This window comes from Streptomyces sp. NPDC059895 (assembly GCF_042731035.1).
Classification (GTDB): Bacteria; Actinomycetota; Actinomycetes; order Streptomycetales; family Streptomycetaceae; genus Streptomyces.
Map to the genome: position 1 here is coordinate 167,884 of NZ_JBHWKO010000003.1, position 14,953 is coordinate 182,836.

The 14,953-nt window shown below is 71.1% G+C and carries 13 protein-coding genes; 10 read left to right on the plus strand and 3 right to left on the minus strand.

Annotation, left to right across the window (positions count from 1 at the left end; all coding sequences use genetic code 11):
• Nucleotides 1–72 precede the first annotated feature (72 nt).
• Nucleotides 73–675: a TetR/AcrR family transcriptional regulator gene (locus ACFV9M_RS04730; protein ID WP_385062482.1), complete on the minus strand. Its 603-nt coding sequence runs from the start codon at nucleotides 673–675 to the stop codon at nucleotides 73–75.
• Nucleotides 676–762: 87 nt separating this feature from the next.
• Between ACFV9M_RS04730 and ACFV9M_RS04735 the strand changes: the two genes are divergently transcribed.
• Genes ACFV9M_RS04735 through ACFV9M_RS04750 form a run of 4 tightly spaced genes read left to right on the plus strand, consistent with a single transcriptional unit; the run spans nucleotide 763 to nucleotide 6,488 of the window.
• Nucleotides 763–2,415: a carboxyl transferase domain-containing protein gene (locus ACFV9M_RS04735; protein ID WP_385062480.1), complete on the plus strand. Its 1,653-nt coding sequence runs from the start codon at nucleotides 763–765 to the stop codon at nucleotides 2,413–2,415.
• Between the two features lie 10 nt (nucleotides 2,416–2,425).
• Nucleotides 2,426–4,348: an acetyl/propionyl/methylcrotonyl-CoA carboxylase subunit alpha gene (locus tag ACFV9M_RS04740; protein ID WP_385062478.1), complete on the plus strand. Its 1,923-nt coding sequence runs from the start codon at nucleotides 2,426–2,428 to the stop codon at nucleotides 4,346–4,348.
• On the plus strand, nucleotides 4,345–5,322 hold the full coding sequence (locus tag ACFV9M_RS04745) for a hydroxymethylglutaryl-CoA lyase (protein WP_385062476.1): 978 nt from the start codon (nucleotides 4,345–4,347) through the stop codon (nucleotides 5,320–5,322). Before ACFV9M_RS04740 ends, ACFV9M_RS04745 begins: the two co-directional genes overlap by 4 nt.
• Nucleotides 5,323–5,327: 5 nt before the next feature.
• Entirely contained in the window at nucleotides 5,328–6,488 is a 1,161-nt protein-coding gene (locus ACFV9M_RS04750; protein WP_385062474.1) for an acyl-CoA dehydrogenase family protein, read from the plus strand.
• Nucleotides 6,489–6,501: 13 nt separating this feature from the next.
• Here the strand turns inward: ACFV9M_RS04750 and ACFV9M_RS04755 are convergent, their stop codons facing one another.
• Nucleotides 6,502–6,840, minus strand: a complete 339-nt coding sequence (locus ACFV9M_RS04755) for a hypothetical protein (RefSeq protein WP_385062472.1) — start codon at nucleotides 6,838–6,840, stop codon at nucleotides 6,502–6,504.
• Entirely contained in the window at nucleotides 6,837–7,427 is a 591-nt protein-coding gene (locus tag ACFV9M_RS04760) for a DUF6232 family protein (RefSeq protein ID WP_385062470.1), read from the minus strand. The genes ACFV9M_RS04755 and ACFV9M_RS04760 overlap by 4 nt, the downstream gene beginning before the upstream one ends.
• A 246-nt stretch (nucleotides 7,428–7,673) precedes the next feature.
• Between ACFV9M_RS04760 and ACFV9M_RS04765 the strand changes: the two genes are divergently transcribed.
• From ACFV9M_RS04765 to ACFV9M_RS04790, 6 genes are all read left to right on the plus strand, one after another.
• Nucleotides 7,674–8,723 carry an ABC transporter substrate-binding protein gene (locus ACFV9M_RS04765; protein ID WP_385062468.1) on the plus strand — a complete coding sequence of 350 codons (1,050 nt, stop codon included), beginning with the start codon at nucleotides 7,674–7,676 and terminating at the stop codon, nucleotides 8,721–8,723.
• A gap of 113 nt (nucleotides 8,724–8,836) precedes the next feature.
• A complete protein-coding gene (locus ACFV9M_RS04770) occupies nucleotides 8,837–9,739 on the plus strand; it encodes a siderophore-interacting protein (protein ID WP_385062466.1) in 903 nt (300 codons plus the stop codon).
• A gap of 171 nt (nucleotides 9,740–9,910) precedes the next feature.
• Nucleotides 9,911–11,353 carry a lysine decarboxylase DesA gene (gene desA / locus ACFV9M_RS04775; RefSeq protein WP_385062464.1) on the plus strand — a complete coding sequence of 481 codons (1,443 nt, stop codon included), beginning with the start codon at nucleotides 9,911–9,913 and terminating at the stop codon, nucleotides 11,351–11,353.
• Nucleotides 11,337–12,623 (plus strand): lysine N(6)-hydroxylase/L-ornithine N(5)-oxygenase family protein, encoded by a 1,287-nt coding sequence (locus tag ACFV9M_RS04780; protein ID WP_385062462.1) that lies wholly within the window; start codon nucleotides 11,337–11,339, stop codon nucleotides 12,621–12,623. The genes desA and ACFV9M_RS04780 overlap by 17 nt, the downstream gene beginning before the upstream one ends.
• Complete coding sequence (locus ACFV9M_RS04785; protein WP_385062460.1) at nucleotides 12,620–13,171, plus strand: GNAT family N-acetyltransferase; 552 nt, start codon at nucleotides 12,620–12,622, stop codon at nucleotides 13,169–13,171. Before ACFV9M_RS04780 ends, ACFV9M_RS04785 begins: the two co-directional genes overlap by 4 nt.
• Nucleotides 13,168–14,937, plus strand: coding sequence for an IucA/IucC family protein (locus ACFV9M_RS04790; RefSeq protein WP_385062458.1), 1,770 nt, complete (start codon nucleotides 13,168–13,170; stop codon nucleotides 14,935–14,937). The genes ACFV9M_RS04785 and ACFV9M_RS04790 overlap by 4 nt, the downstream gene beginning before the upstream one ends.
• Nucleotides 14,938–14,953 lie beyond the last annotated feature (16 nt).

Genomic DNA, 14,953 nt, shown 5'->3' on the forward strand with positions numbered 1-14,953 from the left:
CCATGCCCCTGACGCCCGTGACGACGGGCGACCCGGCGGCAGCGCCGCATACCCGCCCGCCCAGCTCGCGCCTCACCCGCCCGGCGACACCGCCGCCGCGAACGCGCCCCGGGCCATCCGGTGCAGCAGCGCCGCCGTGGCCCCGCGGCCGGGCAGGGAGCCGGACCGGCCGAGGTGCGGAGTGGAGTTCAGCAGGCCGAACACCGAGTGCACCGCCGACCGGGCCGTCGGTTCCGTCAGGCCGGGGTACGCCTCGCGGACCACGCCGACCCACAGCTCCACGTACTGCCGTTGCAGCTGGCGCACCAGTTTGCGGTCGCTGTCGCGGAGGCGGTCCAGCTCCCGGTCGTGCAGGGTGATGAGGGGCCGGTCGTCGATCGCGAAGTCGATGTGGCCCTCGATGAGGGAGTCGAGAAGCACCTCGGGGCCGACGCCGTCGGCCTCCTGGACCCGGCGCCGGGCGCCGCTGAGGAGCCGGCCGCTGATGCCGACCAGGAGCTCCGCCAGCATCGCGTCCTTGCCGGGGAAGTGCCGGTAGAGACCGGGGCCGCTGATGCCGACGGCGGCGCCTATCTCGTCCACGCCGACGCCGTGGAACCCGCGCTCGGCGAAGAGGCGCGCGGCCTCCTTGAGGATCTGCTCGCGTCGGGTGGGGGCGTCGGTTCTGGTGGCCATGGCGGCAATTGTAGACAGGGCGGTTAGCGGTCGTTAACCTGGGGTGACATGCGTTAACGCTCATTAACAAGGTGAGGGGACCGCAGGATGGAGCAGGCACCGGAGCTGACGAGTGATGGGGGTGCCCCCGCGCGAGTCCTTTCGAGCGTGGGGGAAGACCCCGCGTCGGAGGCCTGGCGGGCCAACGAGGAGGCCCATCTCGCCCTCGTGGAGGAGCTGCGCGGCAAGCTCGCCGCGGCCCGGCTCGGGGGCGGCGAGGCGGCGCGGGCCCGGCACACCGCGCGCGGCAAGCTGCTGCCGCGGGACCGGGTCGACACCCTCCTGGACCCGGGGTCGCCCTTCCTGGAGCTGGCGCCGCTCGCCGCCGACGGGATGTACGAGGGGCAGGCCCCGGCGGCCGGGGTGATCGCCGGGATCGGGCGGGTCTCCGGGCGGGAGTGCGTCGTCGTCGCCAACGACGCCACCGTCAAGGGCGGCACGTACTACCCGATGACCGTGAAGAAGCACCTGCGGGCGCAGGAGGTGGCGCTGGAGAACCGGCTGCCGTGCGTCTACCTCGTCGACTCCGGCGGCGCCTTCCTGCCGATGCAGGACGAGGTCTTCCCCGACCGCGAGCACTTCGGGCGGATCTTCTACCACCAGGCCCGGATGTCCGGCGCCGGGATCCCGCAGATCGCCGCCGTGCTCGGCTCGTGCACGGCGGGCGGGGCGTACGTCCCGGCGATGAGCGACGAGGCGGTCATCGTGCGGAACCAGGGGACGATCTTCCTCGGCGGACCGCCGCTGGTGAAGGCCGCCACCGGTGAGGTCGTCACCGCGGAGGAGCTGGGCGGGGGCGAGGTGCACTCCCGTACCTCCGGCGTCACCGACCACCTCGCCGAGGACGACGCGCACGCCCTGCGGATCGTGCGGACGATCGTCTCCACCCTCCCGGCCCGCGGGCCGCTCCCCTGGGAGGTGCGGCCCGCGGTCGAGCCGAAGGCCGACCCCTACGGGCTGTACGGCGTCGTGCCGGTCGACTCCCGCACCCCCTACGACGTCCGGGAGATCGTCGCGCGGGTCGTCGACGGCTCCCGTTTCGCCGAGTTCAAGGCCGAGTTCGGGCAGACCCTGGTCACCGGCTTCGCCCGGATCCACGGCCACCCGGTCGGGATCGTCGGCAACAACGGCATCCTGTTCTCCGAGTCCGCCCAGAAGGGCGCCCACTTCATCGAGCTGTGCGACCAGCGCGGGATCCCGCTGGTGTTCCTCCAGAACATCTCCGGCTTCATGGTCGGCCGGGACTACGAGGCCGGCGGCATCGCCAAGCACGGCGCCAAGATGGTGACCGCCGTGGCCTGCACGCGCGTGCCCAAGCTGACCGTCGTCGTCGGCGGGTCGTACGGCGCCGGCAACTACTCCATGTGCGGCCGGGCCTACTCCCCCCGCTTCCTGTGGATGTGGCCGAACGCCAAGATCTCCGTCATGGGCGGCGAGCAGGCCGCCTCCGTCCTCGCCACCGTCAAGCGGGACCAGCTTCAGGCGCGCGGCCAGGAGTGGCCGCCGGAGGAGGAAGAGGCCTTCAAGGACCCGATCCGGGAGCGGTACGAGCGTCAGGGCAGCGCCTACTACGCCACCGCCCGGCTCTGGGACGACGGTGTCATCGACCCGCTGGAGACCCGCCAGGTACTCGGCCTGGCCCTGACCGCCTGTGCCCACGCGCCCCTGGGTGAACCCGGGTTCGGCGTCTTCCGGATGTGAGGAGGGACCCTTGTTCGACACCGTGCTCGTGGCCAACCGCGGCGAGATCGCCGTCCGTGTCATCCGCACCCTGCGGTCGCTGGGGGTGCGCTCGGTGGCCGTCTTCTCCGACGCGGACGCCGACGCCCGGCACGTGCGCGACGCCGACACGGCCGTACGGATCGGTCCGGCGCCGGCCGCCGAGAGCTATCTGTCCGTCGAGCGGCTCCTGGAGGCCGCCGCCCGCACCGGCGCCCAGGCCGTCCACCCGGGCTACGGCTTCCTCGCGGAGAACGCCGGCTTCGCGCGCGCGTGCGCCGCGGCGGGGCTCGTGTTCATCGGGCCGCCCGCCGAGGCGATCTCCCTCATGGGGGACAAGATCCGCGCCAAGGAGACGGTGAGCGCGGCCGGAGTGCCGGTCGTGCCCGGCGGCCGCGACCCCGAACTGGCCGGGGCCGCCCGCGAGCTGGGCGCACCCGTGCTGCTCAAGCCCAGCGCCGGCGGCGGCGGCAAGGGCATGCGGCTGGTGCGGGACCTCACCGCGCTGGAGGACGAGATCGCCGCCGCCCGCCGTGAGGCCCGCGCCTCCTTCGGCGACGACACGCTCCTGGTCGAGCGGTGGATCGACCGGCCCCGGCACATCGAGATCCAGGTCCTGGCCGACGGCCACGGGAACGTCGTCCACCTCGGCGAGCGCGAGTGCTCCCTCCAGCGCCGCCACCAGAAGATCGTCGAGGAGGCGCCGAGCGTGCTCCTCGACGAGGCCACCCGCGCCGCGATGGGCGAGGCGGCGGTGCGGGCGGCCCGCTCCTGCGGGTACCGGGGCGCGGGCACGGTGGAGTTCATCGTCCCCGGCCAGGACCCGACGTCGTACCACTTCATGGAGATGAACACCCGCCTCCAGGTGGAGCACCCGGTGACCGAGCTGGTCACGGGCGTGGACCTGGTGGAGTGGCAGCTGCGGGTGGCGGCCGGCGAGGCCCTGCCCTTCGGACAGGACGACATCGCGCTCACCGGGCACGCCGTGGAGGCCCGCGTCTGCGCCGAGGACCCCGCGCGCGGCTTCCTGCCCTCCGGGGGCACGGTGCTCAGGCTGCGCGAGCCGCGGGGCGACGGCGTGCGCACCGACTCGGGCCTGAGCGAGGGCGGCGAGGTCGGCAGCCTGTACGACCCGATGCTGTCCAAGGTGATCGCGTACGGCCCCGACCGGGCGACCGCGCTCAGGAGGCTGCGGGCGGCCCTGGCGGAGACGGTCACGCTGGGCGTGCAGACCAACGCCGGGTTCCTGCGCCGGCTGCTGGCCCACCCGGCGGTCGTGGCGGGCGAGCTGGACACCGGGCTGGTCGAGCGGGTGGTGGTGGAGCTGGTCCCGGACGGCGTGCCGGAGGAGGTCTACGAGGCCGCCGCGGCCGTACGCCTGGACGGGCTCAGGCCCCGGGACCGGGGGTGGACGGACCCGTTCTCCGTGCCGAGCGGGTGGCGGCTGGGAGGGGCGCACCGGCCGGTGGCCTTCGACCTGCGGGCGACGGGACTCGAACCCGTCACTCACCAGGCGCGCGGGACCCACACCGTCACCGACGAGCGGGTCGCCGTCACCCTCGACGGTGTCCGGCACACCTTCCACCGGGCCGGCGACTGGCTGGGCCGGGACGGCGACGCCTGGCAGGTGCGCGACCACGATCCGGTCGCCGCGTCCCTGACCGGCGCCGCGCGCACCGGCGTCGACTCGCTGACCGCGCCCATGCCGGGCACGGTGACGGTGGTGAAGGTCGCCGTCGGCGACGAGGTGGCCGCGGGCCAGAGCCTGCTGGTGGTGGAGGCGATGAAGATGGAGCACGTCATCTCGGCCCCGCACGCCGGCACGGTCGCCGCACTCGACGTCACCCCGGGCACGGCGGTCGCCATGGACCAGGTGCTGGCCGTCGTCGCCGCGCACGAGGAGGCGGCCCGATGACCGGGCGGGGACTGCCGATGGTGGTACCGGCCGGCCGGCTGCCCGCACGGGTGAGGATCCACGAGGTCGGCGCGCGCGACGGGCTCCAGAACGAGAAAGCGACCGTGCCGACGGAGGTGAAGGCGGAGTTCGTGCGCCGGCTCGCCGGGGCGGGGCTGACGACGATCGAGGCGACCAGCTTCGTCCACCCGAAGTGGGTGCCGCAGCTCGCGGACGCCGAGGAGCTGTTCCCGCTCGTCTCCGGCCTGCCGGTGGAGCTGCCGGTGCTGGTGCCGAACGAGCGCGGCCTGGAGCGGGCCCTGGCGCTCGGCGCGCGCCGGGTCGCCGTGTTCGCGAGCGCCACCGAGTCCTTCGCCAAGGCCAACCTCAACCGCACGGTGGACGAGGCGCTGGCCATGTTCGAGCCGGTGGTGGAGCGGGCGAAGGCCGGCGGTGTGCACGTGCGGGGCTACCTCTCCATGTGCTTCGGCGACCCCTGGGAGGGGGCGGTGCCGGTCCCGCAGGTGGTGCGGGTGTGCCGGGCCCTGCTCGACATGGGCTGCGACGAGCTGAGCCTCGGTGACACGATCGGCGTCGCCACCCCGGGACACGTCCTCGCGCTCCTGGCCGCCCTCGGCGAACAGGGCGTCCCGGCCGGTGTGCTCGGCGTGCACTTCCACGACACCTACGGCCAGGCCCTCGCCAACACCCTGGCCGCCCTCCAGTACGGCGTCACCACCGTGGACGCCTCCGCGGGCGGCCTGGGCGGCTGCCCGTTCGCGCGGTCCGCCACCGGCAACCTCGCCACCGAGGACCTCGTGTGGATGCTGCACGGCCTCGGCATCGAGACCGGGGCCGACCTCGGCCGCCTCGTCGCCACCAGCGTGTGGATGGCCGGGCGGCTGGGCCGGCCCAGCCCGTCCCGCACCGTCCGCGCCCTGTCCCACGAGGAGTTCCGGGGCCGAGAGGGCCGCGAGGCCCGCAAGGAGCAGTGACCGCCATGGACCACCGACTCTCCCCCGAGCTGGAAGACCTCCGGCGCACCGTCGAGGAGTTCGCGCACGACGTCGTCGCGCCGAAGATCGGCGACTTCTACGAGCGGCACGAGTTCCCGTACGAGATCGTCCGCGAGATGGGCCGGATGGGCCTGTTCGGGCTGCCGTTCCCCGAGGAGTACGGCGGCATGGGCGGCGACTACCTCGCCCTCGGGCTGGCGCTGGAGGAACTGGCGCGCGTCGACTCGTCCGTGGCGATCACCCTGGAGGCGGGCGTCTCCCTGGGCGCCATGCCGATCCATCTGTTCGGCACGGAGGAGCAGAAGCGGACCTGGCTCCCCCGGCTCTGCTCCGGCGAGGCGCTCGGCGCGTTCGGGCTCACCGAACCCGACGGCGGCTCGGACGCGGGCGCGACGCGCACGACGGCCCGTCTGGACGAGACGACGGGTGAATGGGTGATCAACGGCACCAAGTGCTTCATCACCAACTCGGGCACCGACATCACGGCCCTGGTCACGGTCACGGCGGTGACCGGCCGCACACCGGACGGCAAGCCGCTGATCTCGGCGATCGTCGTCCCGTCCGGCACCCCCGGCTTCACCGTCGCCGCCCCCTACTCGAAGGTCGGCTGGAACGCCTCGGACACCCGCGAGCTGTCGTTCTCCGACGTCCGTGTCCCGGCGGCCAACCTGCTCGGCGAGGAGGGCCGCGGCTACGCCCAGTTCCTGCGCATCCTGGACGAGGGCCGCGTCGCCATCGCGGCGCTCGCCACCGGACTCGCCCAGGGCTGTGTCGACGAGTCGGTGCGCTACGCGCGCCAACGCCACGCCTTCGGCCGGCCGATCGGCGCCAACCAGGCCATCCAGTTCAAGATCGCCGACATGGAGATGAAGGCCCACACGGCCCGCCTGGCGTGGCGGGACGCGGCGAGCCGCCTGGTGGCCGGCGAGCCCTTCAAGAAGGAGGCGGCCCTCGCGAAGCTCCACTCCTCCACCGTCGCCGTCGACAACGCCCGCGACGCCACCCAGATCCACGGCGGCTACGGCTTCATGAACGAGTACCCGGTCGCCCGCATGTGGCGCGACTCCAAGATCCTGGAGATCGGCGAGGGCACGAGCGAGGTGCAGCGGATGCTGATCGCGCGGGAGTTGGGGCTGGTGGGCTGACGGGACGGACCCGCTAACCCCCCAGCAGCCCCCGCACGCCCTCGATCAGGTCCCGCACCGGCGTCGCCGCCGCCCCGAGGGCCGCGACGACGCCGGAGAGGGCGACGAGGGCCGCGCGCCGGTCCTCGGGGGTGCGGACGGGGTCGGCGACGACGGGCAGGTTGTCGTCGACCGTCCGCGCGTCCTCGGGGCCGAGGTGCGCGCGCAGTTCCCGGAGCTGTCTGCGCAGTTCCTCGATCGCCTGGTCGGCCGCGCTCGCCCCGCCGAACTTGACGATGCCCTGGCTGTGCGAGGTGTTGACCATGTTGACGTGGTCGCCGGGCCCGCTGTGATCGAAGTTGAAGGTGCTCATTTCTTCACGACCCCCGTGTTGAACAGTCCGCCGTACATGTTCACGTTGTCCCCGAAGTGGTAGTTCTTCGGGTTGACCAGCACCCGCTCGACCCGCACCTGGAACTCGGAGCCCGGGTTCTCGATGGAGTGGACGATGTACTGGACCAGCCGGCGCAGTTGCTCCGGGTCGGGCAGCGTCACCAGCGCCGTGGACGCGCTGCTCGTCTCGACGGCCAGCACGTGCTCGGCGGGCGCCGTCCACACCTTCAGCATCCGCAGGAGCAGCCAGGTGACGACCACGACGCCCAGGACCCACACGCCCTGCTCGCTGTCGTCCCGGCTGCTGTACGAGGAGGCGCTGCGGTTGACCGCCCGGAGGACGACGAGCGCCACCACGACGACGGCCGTCCACTTCAGGAAGTCGCTGAGCGCCTCCATCCTCTTCGGCTTGAGCACGAAGGTGTGCACGCGGGTGATGTTGTGCAGCGGGTAGGCCGCCTCACCGACCCACAGCAGCCGTCTGCTCACCTTCAGGTCGACGCCGGTCCCGCCGCGCGGAGGCGGTGGTACCGGCAGCGACGAACCGAGCGTTCCCTGGGTCTCCACCAGTCCCCCCGTCGCACGTGCACCGGCGCGCACATGAGGACCATTTAGCAGCCGAGGACGGCTCGACGAGAGGCTGTTTACGGTCAACTACCTGGGAAGACGGACACTTTGGCCGAACAGGGACTCGAAACACGCTTCTCACAGGATGTGGATCACATCACCACACCCCTGGACAAGATCTGAGGTTAGGCTAACCTACCTTCGAATTGTCAGGCGGTATCCGCACGTTCGAAAGCAGCCACACTCATGTCCAACGCCAGAGCCACCCACCTCACCCGCCGCGGCATCCTCGCCGCCGGTGGCGCCCTCGGCCTCGGTGCCGTTCTCGCTGCCTGCGGGGACGACGACGCGACGAGCGGTGGCTCGGACGCGTCGGCGGGCGCCTCCGCCAAGTCCGGCGCCTGGACGTTCAAGGACGACCGCGGCACCACGGTGAAGCTCGACAAGGTCCCCGCGAACATCGTCGCGTTCACGGGTGTCGCCGCCGCGCTGTACGACTACGGCATCCAGGTCAAGGGCGTCTTCGGCCCGACCAAGACCACCGACGGCAAGGCCGACGTCCAGGCCGGCGACATGGACATCACCAAGGTGGAGATCCTGGGCAACGTCTGGGACGAGTTCAACGTCGAGAAGTACGCGGCGCTCGCCCCCGACGTCCTGATCTCCACCCTGTTCGACGACGCCGGCACCCTCTGGTACGTGCCCGAGGCCTCCAAGGACAAGATCGCCAAGCTCGCCCCGAGCGTCGGCGTCTCCGTCTACGACCGCCAGCTCACCGCGCCGCTGGAGCGCATGTGGGAGCTGGCCGAGTCGCTGGGCGCCGACATGACGGCGTCCCAGGTCACCGACGCCAAGACCCGGTTCGAGACGGCGGCCACCCGGCTGCGCGCGGCCGCCAAGGCCAAGCCCGACATCAAGGTGCTGGCCGGTTCCGCGAGCGACCAGATCTTCTACGTCTCCGGCACCAACCTCTCCATCGACCTGGAGTACTTCAAGGCCCTCGGCGTGAACTTCGTCGAGCCGCCGGAGAGCGCCAAGGCCGAGGGCGGCGGCTGGTACGAGTCCCTGAGCTGGGAGAACGTCGACAAGTACGCGGCGGACATCATCATGCTGGACGACCGTTCCTCGGCCCTCCAGGCCTCCGCGATCACCAAGGCGACGTGGAAGCAGCTCCCCGCGGTGAAGGCGAACCAGATCATCTCCCGTTCGCCCGAGCCGATCCTTTCGTACGACAAGTGCGTACCGCTGCTGGAGACCCTCGCCGAGGCTCTCGAGAACGCGAAGAAGGTCGCCTGACCCCCTGTTCGGTCGCGCGGTGAGGGGCCGCGGGCCGGCCGCGGCCGAGCCGCGCACCGGCACCGCCCCGGGCCCCTGAGCCGGCCGCCCTCCCCCACGCCTCAGGAGCTCCCATGACCACGGCCGTAGCCGCCCCGTTCCGCTTCTTCTCCCTCCAGGTCGTGACGACGAGGCGGCTCGGCCCGTCTCTGGTGCGGGTGAGCTTCGCCGGGGAGGACCTGAGGCACTTCCTCTCCGACGGGCAGGACCAGTCGCTGTCGCTGTTCCTGCCGCACCCGGGACAGAGCGAGCCGCGGATTCCCCACGAGCTCGGATGGGGGTCGCCCCGCTCGGGCGAAGCCGGCGGCGGGGGAGGCTGGTGGCAGGCCTGGCAGGAACTCCCGGACGACGTACGGGCGGTGATGCGTTCGTACACGCTGCGGTCGCTGCGCCGCGACGCGATGGGCCGGACCACCGGGATCGACATCGACTTCGTGCTGCACACTCCGGCCGGTCCGGCGTCCGCCTGGGCCGCCCGGGCGGCGGCCGGGGACCGGGTCGTGCTGCTGGGGCCGGCCGTCGCCGACAACCGCGCCATCCGCTTCCGCCCGCCGCAGGACACCGACCTGGTGCTGCTGTGGGGCGACGAGACGGCCCTGCCGGCGATTTCGTCGATCCTGGAGTCGCTGCCGGCCGGCCTGCGCGTGCGGGCCTGGCTGGAGGTGCGGGACGCCGGGAACGTGCAGGACCTGCTGACCCTCGCGGACGCCGAGATCACCTGGCTCGTCCGCGAGGACGGCTGCGACGGACCCGGCGAGGACGGCACCGGTGGCGCCCCCGCCGCGCTGGGCGTCCTGCGGGACACCGAACTCCCGCCCGCCGAGCGGCCGTACGCCTGGATCGCGGGCGAGTCGGCCTGTGTGAAGCAGCTGCGCCGGCATCTCGTCGGTGAGCGCGGCATGGACCGGCGCCGGGTCACCTTCGTCGGGTACTGGCGTCAGGGCCTGACGGAGGAACAGCTCCGGGCGCAGAGGTGACGACCGCCGCGCTCCCACCGGCCCGCGACCACTGAGTGCAAACGTGATCACTGTCACCGTCACGCCTGGATTGCGATCACGTTACTTAGGTTAGGCTAACCTAAGTTGAACCCGAGGCTCCGCCCCTGAGTCCGTACCGCAGCGGACCGTCCCCATCGGAGGACCCCCACCATGCGCTCGCACCTGCTCAATGACACGACCGCGGAGCAATACCGCCGCTCCGTGACCGAAGGAGTCGAGCGGGTGGCCGCCAAACTCGCCGCCACCGACCGTCCGTTCACCGGCGTCACGGTCGACGCCCTCGCCCCCCGCATCGAGGAGATCGACCTCGACAAGCCGCTGCACGACACGGCGGCGGTCCTGGACGAGCTGGAGGAGGTCTACCTCCGCGACGCCATCTACTTCCACCACCCCCGCTACCTCGCCCACCTCAACTGCCCGGTCGTCATACCGGCCGTGCTCGGCGAGGCGGTGCTCTCCGCCGTCAACTCCTCCCTCGACACCTGGGACCAGTCGGCCGGCGGCACACTCATCGAGCGCAAACTGATCGACTGGACGGCCGCCCGCATCGGGCTCGGCGCCTCCGCCGACGGCGTGTTCACCTCCGGCGGCAGCCAGTCCAACCTCCAGGCGCTGCTGCTCGCCCGCGACGAGGCCAAGAGCGACTCCCTGGCGAAACTGCGCATCTTCGCCTCCGAGGTCAGCCACTTCAGCGTGAAGAAGTCCGCGAAACTCCTCGGCCTCGGCCAGGACGCCGTGGTGACCATCCCCGTGGACCACGACAAGCGCATGCAGACCGTCGCTCTCGCCCGTGAACTGGAGCGCTGCGCCGAGGACGGCCTGATCCCCATGGCCGTCGTCGCCACGGCCGGCACCACCGACTTCGGCTCCATCGACCCGCTGCCCGAGATCGCCGAGCTGTGCGCCCAGTACGGCACCTGGATGCACGTCGACGCCGCCTACGGCTGCGGACTGCTCGCCTCGGTGAAGTACCGCGACCGCATCGACGGCATCGAGCGCGCCGACTCCGTCACCGTCGACTACCACAAGTCCTTCTTCCAGCCGGTGAGTTCCTCCGCGGTGCTGGTGAAGGACGCGACCACGCTGCGCCACGCCACCTACCACGCGGAGTACCTCAACCCCCGCCGCATGGTGCAGGAACGTATCCCCAACCAGGTGGACAAGTCCCTGCAGACCACCCGCCGCTTCGACGCGCTGAAGCTGTGGATGACCCTGCGCGTGATGGGCGCCGACGGCATCGGGCAGCTCTTCGACGAGGTGTGCGACCTGGCGGTCGAGGGCTGGAACCTGCTGGCCGCCGACCCGCGCTTCGACGTCGTCGTCCAGCCGACGCTGTCCACCCTGGTCTTCCGCTACATCCCGCAGACCGTCACCGACCCGGCCGAGATCGACCGGGCCAACCTCTACGCCCGCAAGGCCCTCTTCGCCTCCGGCGACGCGGTCGTCGCCGGCACCAAGGTCGGCGCCCGCCAGTACCTGAAGTTCACCCTGCTCAACCCCGAGACCACGCCGGCCGACATCGCCGCCGTCCTCGACCTGATCGCCGGCCACGCCGAGCAGTACCTGGGAGAGTCCCTTGACCGCGCTTGCTGAGACCACCGACGCCACGAAAAGGACCTACGACGTCGTGGGCATCGGGCTCGGCCCCTTCAACCTCGGCCTCGCCTGCCTGACCGAACCCATCGAGGAGCTCGACGCGGTCTTCCTGGAGTCCAAGCCGGACTTCGAGTGGCACGCCGGCATGTTCCTCGAAGGCGCCCACCTCCAGACCCCGTTCATGTCGGACCTGGTCACCCTCGCCGACCCGACGTCGCCGTACTCCTTCCTCAACTACCTGAAGGAGAAGGGCCGGCTGTACTCGTTCTACATCCGGGAGAACTTCTACCCGCTGCGCGTCGAGTACGACGACTACTGCCGCTGGGCCGCGAACAAACTGAGCAGCGTCCGCTTCTCCACGACGGTCGCCGAGGTGACCTACGAGGACGAGCTCTACGTCGTGCGCACCACCGCCGGCGACGTCTACCGCGCCCGGCACCTGGTCCTGGGCACCGGCACCTCGCCGCACGTCCCGCGGGCCTGCCAGGGCCTGGGCGGCGACTTCTTCCACAACTCCCGCTACGTGCAGAACAAGGCGGAGCTCCAGAAGAAGCGGTCGATCACGATCGTCGGCTCCGGCCAGTCCGCCGCCGAGATCTACTACGACCTCCTCGCCGAGATCGACGTCCACGGCTACCAGCTGAACTGGGTCACCCGCTCCCCGCGCTTCTTCCCGCTGGAGTACACCAAGCTCACGCTGGAGATGACCTCGCCGGAGTACATCGACTACTTCCGCGAGCTGCCGGAGGCCACCCGCTACCGGCTCACGGCGGAGCAGAAAGGTCTCTTCAAGGGTATCGACGGCGACCTGATCAACGAGATCTTCGACCTGCTGTACCAGAAGAACCTCGGCGGTCCGGTGCCCACCCGCCTGCTCACCAACTCGTCCCTGAACGGCGCCACGTACGACGACGGCGCCTACACCCTGTCCTTCCGCCAGGAGGAGCAGGAGAAGGAGTACGAGCTGACCTCCGAGGGCCTGGTCCTGGCCACCGGCTACCAGTACGCCGAGCCCGAGTTCCTCGCACCGGTCCGCGACCGGCTGCGCTACGACTCCCGGGGCAACTTCGACGTGGCCCGCAACTACTCCATCGACACCACGGGCCGCGGTGTGTTCCTGCAGAACGCGGGCGTGCACACGCACAGCATCACCAGCCCGGACCTCGGCATGGGCGCCTACCGCAACAGCTACATCATCCGTGAGCTGCTCGGCGGCGAGTACTACCCGGTCGAGAAGACGATCGCCTTCCAGGAGTTCGCCGTATGACCACCAGCACGACCATCGGCCCCCTCACCCTGCGCCCCCTCGACCCGATCGAGGACGCCGAGCTGCTGCACGGCTGGGTCACCCACCCCAAAGCGGCCTTCTGGATGATGCAGGACGCGAAACTGGAGGACGTCGAGCGCGCCTACATGGAGATCGCGGCGGACGAGCACCACCACGCCCTGCTCGGCCTGCACGACGGCGACCCGGCCTTCCTGATGGAGTACTACGACCCGGCCCACCGGGAGCTGGTCGGCCTGTACGAGCCGCAGCCCGGCGACGTCGGCATGCACTTCCTGGTCGCCCCCACCGACCGGCCCCTGCACGGCTTCACCCGCGCGGTGATCACGGCCGTGATGGCGCACCTGTTCGCCGACCCGGCGGTCGAGCGGGTCGTGGTCGAGCCGGACGTCTCCAACAAGGCCGTCCACGCCCTGAACGAGGCCGTCGGCTTCGTCCCCGAGCGGGAGATCCGGAAGCCGGAGAAGAAAGCGCTGCTGAGCTTCTGCACCCGGGAGCGGTTCACCGCCGCCACGGGGGTGAACCCGTGAGCCTCGCCGACGCCGTGGCCCATCTCTCCCCCGAACGCTGGGAGAAGGCCAACCGCCTCCTGGTCCGCAAAGCCCTCGCGGAGTTCGCCCACGAGCGGCTGATCACCCCCGAGCAGCGGGGCGACCGGTACGTCGTGCGCAGCGACGACGGCCTGACGTCCTACCGCTTCACCGCCGTGCGCCGCGCCCTGGACCACTGGCAGGTCGACGCCGACTCGATCACCCGTACCCGGGACGGCGCCGACCTGCCGGTCGCGGCGCTGGACTTCTTCATCGAGCTGCGCGCCGCGCTCGGGCTGAGCGACGAGATCCTGCCGGTCTACCTGGAGGAGATCTCCTCCACCCTCTCCGGCACCTGCTACAAGCTGACCAAACCACAGCCGACCTCGGCCGAGCTGGCCCGCTCGGACTTCCAGGCGATCGAGACCGGGATGACCGAGGGCCACCCCTGCTTCGTCGCCAACAACGGGCGGCTCGGCTTCGGCATCCACGAGTACCTGTCGTACGCGCCGGAGACCGCGAGCCCGGTCCGCCTGGTGTGGCTGGCCGCGCACCGGTCGCGGGCGGCGTTCACGGCGGGCGTCGGCATCGCGTACGAGTCGTTCGTCCGGCAGGAGCTGGGCGAGGCGACAGTCGACCGGTTCGACGGCGTCCTGCGCGAGCAGGGCCTCGACCCGGCCGACTACCTCCTGATGCCCGTCCACCCCTGGCAGTGGTGGAACAAGCTGTCCGTCACCTTCGCCGCCGAGGTGGCGCGGAAGAACCTGGTGTGCCTGGGCGAGGGCGACGACGAGTACCTGGCCCAGCAGTCCATCCGGACCTTCTTCAACACCTCGCACCCCGAGAAGCACTACGTGAAGACGGCCCTGTCCGTCATCAACATGGGCTTCATGCGCGGCCTGTCGGCGGCGTACATGGAGGCGACCCCGGCGATCAACGACTGGCTGGCGCAGCTCATCGACAACGACCCGGTGCTGAAGTCGACGGGCCTGTCGATCATCCGGGAGCGGGCGGCCGTGGGCTACCGGCACCTGGAGTACGAGGCGGCGACGGACCGCTACTCGCCGTACCGCAAGATGCTGGCCGCGCTGTGGCGGGAGAGCCCGGTGCCCTCCCTGCGCGACGGCGAGACGCTCGCGACGATGGCCTCGCTGGTCCACCTGGACCACGAGGGCAGGTCGGTGGCCGGCGCGCTGATCGAGCGGTCGGGCCAGTCCCCGACCCAGTGGCTGCGCGCCTACCTCCAGGCGTACTACACGCCCCTGCTGCACAGCTTCTACGCCTACGACCTGGTCTTCATGCCGCACGGCGAGAACACCATCCTGGTGCTGAAGGACGGGGCCGTGCAGCGGGCGGTCTACAAGGACATCGCCGAGGAGATCGCGGTCATGGACCCGGACGCGGTGCTGCCGCCCGAGGTGCGGCGTGTCCGCGTGGAGGTCCCGGAGGACAGGAAACTCCTGTCGATCTTCACGGACGTCTTCGACTGCTTCTTCCGCTTCCTGGCGGCGAACCTGGCCGCCGAGGGCATCCTGGAGGAGGACGACTTCTGGCGCACGGTCGCCGAGGTCACCCGCGCCTACCAGGAGGCGACGCCCGAACTCGCCGACAAGTTCCGGCAGTACGACATGTTCGCCCCCGAGTTCGCGCTGTCCTGCCTCAACCGGCTCCAGCTGCGCAACAACAAGCAGATGGTGGACCTGGCGGACCCGTCGGGCGCCCTCCAGCTGGTCGGCACGCTGAAGAACCCGATCGCGGGGTTCTGACAGGGACGGGCGGGCG

Excerpts from the sequence above, each read along its gene's own strand:
- ACFV9M_RS04735 (WP_385062480.1), top strand. The coding sequence starts at position 763 with ATGGAGCAGGCACCGGAGCTGACGAGTGATGGGGGTGCCCCCGCGCGA.
- ACFV9M_RS04755 (WP_385062472.1), bottom strand. The coding sequence starts at position 6,840 with ATGAGCACCTTCAACTTCGATCACAGCGGGCCCGGCGACCACGTCAAC.
- ACFV9M_RS04765 (WP_385062468.1), top strand. The coding sequence starts at position 7,674 with ATGTCCAACGCCAGAGCCACCCACCTCACCCGCCGCGGCATCCTCGCC.
- ACFV9M_RS04745 (WP_385062476.1), top strand. The coding sequence starts at position 4,345 with ATGACCGGGCGGGGACTGCCGATGGTGGTACCGGCCGGCCGGCTGCCC.
- desA (WP_385062464.1), top strand. The coding sequence starts at position 9,911 with ATGCGCTCGCACCTGCTCAATGACACGACCGCGGAGCAATACCGCCGC.
- ACFV9M_RS04785 (WP_385062460.1), top strand. The coding sequence starts at position 12,620 with ATGACCACCAGCACGACCATCGGCCCCCTCACCCTGCGCCCCCTCGAC.
- ACFV9M_RS04730 (WP_385062482.1), bottom strand. The coding sequence starts at position 675 with ATGGCCACCAGAACCGACGCCCCCACCCGACGCGAGCAGATCCTCAAG.
- ACFV9M_RS04770 (WP_385062466.1), top strand. The coding sequence starts at position 8,837 with ATGACCACGGCCGTAGCCGCCCCGTTCCGCTTCTTCTCCCTCCAGGTC.
- ACFV9M_RS04750 (WP_385062474.1), top strand. The coding sequence starts at position 5,328 with ATGGACCACCGACTCTCCCCCGAGCTGGAAGACCTCCGGCGCACCGTC.